The sequence below is a fragment of the Kosmotoga sp. genome (genome assembly GCF_982836095.1).
This window is the reverse complement of record NZ_CEYIHJ010000210.1, coordinates 1-2,726: the sequence shown is the minus strand read 5'-3', so window position 1 is coordinate 2,726 and position 2,726 is coordinate 1. Positions and strand designations below refer to the sequence as shown.

Genomic DNA, 2,726 nt, shown 5'->3' with positions numbered 1-2,726 from the left:
CGGTTCTCGGCCTCTCGGATTCTCGTTCTCGAATCTCGCAACTCGCTACTCGAACATCGTAACTCGGCTCTTGATATACTCGTAACTCGGTTCCTGGCATACTCGTTACTCGAAACTCGGCTCTTGATACACTCGTTACTCGGTTCTCGAAACACTCATAACTCGAAAAAGGGGTGATCATATGAAAATAATGATCGATATGGATGATGTTCTAACTAATTTCAATGTCGCTTTTTTAGAAGTTGCAAATGAGATGTACGGAACGCCTGTTGATACAACAATTACTGTTTGGGATTTCTGGAAATGCGTTCCAGGGTTAACTCTTGAAATGGAAGAGAAGGTTTGGGAAAGGATAAAATCCACTAAAAATTTCTACGAAAGCTTGCCCGCCTACGCCTCGCCCCGAGATCTAAAAAGGCTTGCAGATCTATTAGATGAGGGAATCCACGAATTTTATTTTATAACTTCCCGTTTTCCAACGAAAGGCAGAAGTGTCCAGGCTCAAAGCCAGAGATGGCTTGAAAAGCATCTTGGGCGCTCTGGGGCGGTGATCGTGAGCTCTAATAAGGGGCAGCTTTGCCAGATTCTTGGTATAGAGTACGCCGTCGATGATGCCCCGCATCACATAGAAAACCTTCTCAATCATGGAATCAATACTTATATCATAGATTGGCCTTATAATCGACACATAGAGCACAGGTTCAGGGTTAAAACCCTTGGGGATTTTCTCGATAGCATAATTTAAAAAATGAAAGGGGGCGATTATTATGAAAAAGATTAGTTTCCTGCTTTTGCTTATCATGCTGGTACCTTCACTTTTATCGCTTGCAGCCGTTTCTCCAAAGTGGGAGGATCAGATAATTTACTTTGTTATGATTGACAGATTTGCAAATGGAGATACAACAAATGATGATTTTGGCCTTGGGGAATATGGCAATGACAACGCTCATTACAATGGTGGCGATTTGGCAGGACTTATTGAAAAACTCGATTATATTAAGGGATTAGGAGCCACAGCAATATGGATAACTCCTCCAATTGCCAACCAGTGGTGGAACCCCTGGGTTAATTACGGCGGATATCATGGGTATTGGGCAAGGAATTTCAAGAAAGTGGAAGAGCATTTTGGTAACCTTCAGTTGTACAAAAAATTTGTGGAAGAGGCCCATAAAAGAGGGCTATTGGTTATTCAGGATATAGTTACAAATCACGTAGGTGACTATTTTAAATTCGTTGATGGTGAGTTTTTACTCAATAACAAGAGTACTCCAACAAGCGCACCGGAACAAAGTCCCTTTTTCTTCAACAATTATCCTGAGGACAAAGCTAAAGATATATATCACTGGACCCCTGATATCAGTGACTTCTCCGATCCCGATCAAAGATTGAATTATCAGATGTCTGGACTTGATGATCTGAATACCGAAAATTCCGTTGTTATAGAAGCTTTGAAAGATTCGTACAATTTCTGGATAAAAGAAGTCGGAGTGGATGGGTTCAGGATAGATACCGTGATTTACGTTCCCCACGAATTCTGGAAGGAATTTCTTTTGGGTGGCAATGGTATATATGAAACAGCAAAGAGTATTGGGAAAGATAACTTCATAACGTTTGGCGAAGCCTGGGTCAGATCTGATCCCTTTGACGACTCTGGTGAGCAGGTGATAAAGAGCTATTTCAATGATGGCATGAATGCTATGCTTGATTTTCCTCTCAACATTGAGATCAGGCGCGTGTTCAAAGAGGGAAAGGCAACGGCGAATCTCAGATATAGGCTTGAAAAACGCGAGGAGTACGACCATCCTGAACGGCTGGTTACTTTTGTCGATAATCACGATATGGAAAGGTTCTTAAAAGGAGCAGGACTGGCTTCTTTAAAGCAAGCGCTGGCCTTTCTCTTCACGCTGCCGGGTATCCCAACTATATACTATGGAACCGAACAGGGCTTTTCAGAGACAAGAGCTGCTATGTTCAAGGAGGGATATGCTTCCGGTGGTATCGATCATTACAATACGAATTTTGAACTGTACAAATTCATTAAGGAATTGGCTGATCTGAGAAAGGCATATCCAGTTTTCAGAAATGGTCGAGTTACTGTATTAAAGGACAATCCTAATGGGCCGGGCATTTTTGCCTTCAAAATCGAGGATTCTGAAGCTACTGCCTTTGTGATGTTCAATACTGCTGATGAAAGAAGGATAATAACCAACCTCGATACTGGCCTTGAGCCTGGAACAGTGATAGAACCGATTTATGCATACAGTATCTTGAAGAAAAAATATACCGTCGGCGAAGCAGGAAAGCTCAACATAATAATGAACCCAAGATCTTTTTATGTTGCTGTGGTAACTGATGAGCGGAAGAGTTACAAGACTTCAACGCTTGAAATATATCCAGAGTTAGAAGACAGCCAAAAAATCAATGGAAACATTTTACTGAAGGGGAGAGCGGTCAATGCAACTTCGTTAAAAATCATTTTTGATGGCCGTATAGATTCAAGTGTAACCATAGATGTGACGAACGGGCAGTGGTCTTATAACTGGGATATTTCCAAATTCGATCCCGGTACACATACAATCGTTTTCAAAGTTTATGGCAAAAAGAGGACCGATTACATGTATTCTAAGGATTATAGGGTGGTAATCGATATTCCAGAAGTGACACTTATTAATAAGGAAGATCCCGAAGGCGATGACAAAGGCCCTTACGGAAAATACTCATATCCA

Annotated in this window: 2 protein-coding genes; both read left to right on the top strand. The window is 41.5% G+C overall.

From position 1 onward, the window contains the following. Nucleotides 1-181: 181 nt before the first annotated feature. Nucleotides 182-745, top strand: coding sequence for a 5' nucleotidase, NT5C type (locus tag AC3LHT_RS10225; RefSeq protein WP_488662817.1), 564 nt, complete (start codon nucleotides 182-184; stop codon nucleotides 743-745). Between the two features lie 22 nt (nucleotides 746-767). Continuing rightward, the coding region (locus AC3LHT_RS10220) for an alpha-amylase family glycosyl hydrolase (RefSeq protein ID WP_488662816.1) at nucleotides 768-2,726 on the top strand (1,959 nt) is incomplete at its 3' end.

Bases quoted from the DNA above. Each gene is read 5' to 3' on its own strand.
- AC3LHT_RS10225 (WP_488662817.1), top strand. From the start codon at position 182: ATGAAAATAATGATCGATATGGATGATGTTCTAACTAATTTCAATGTC.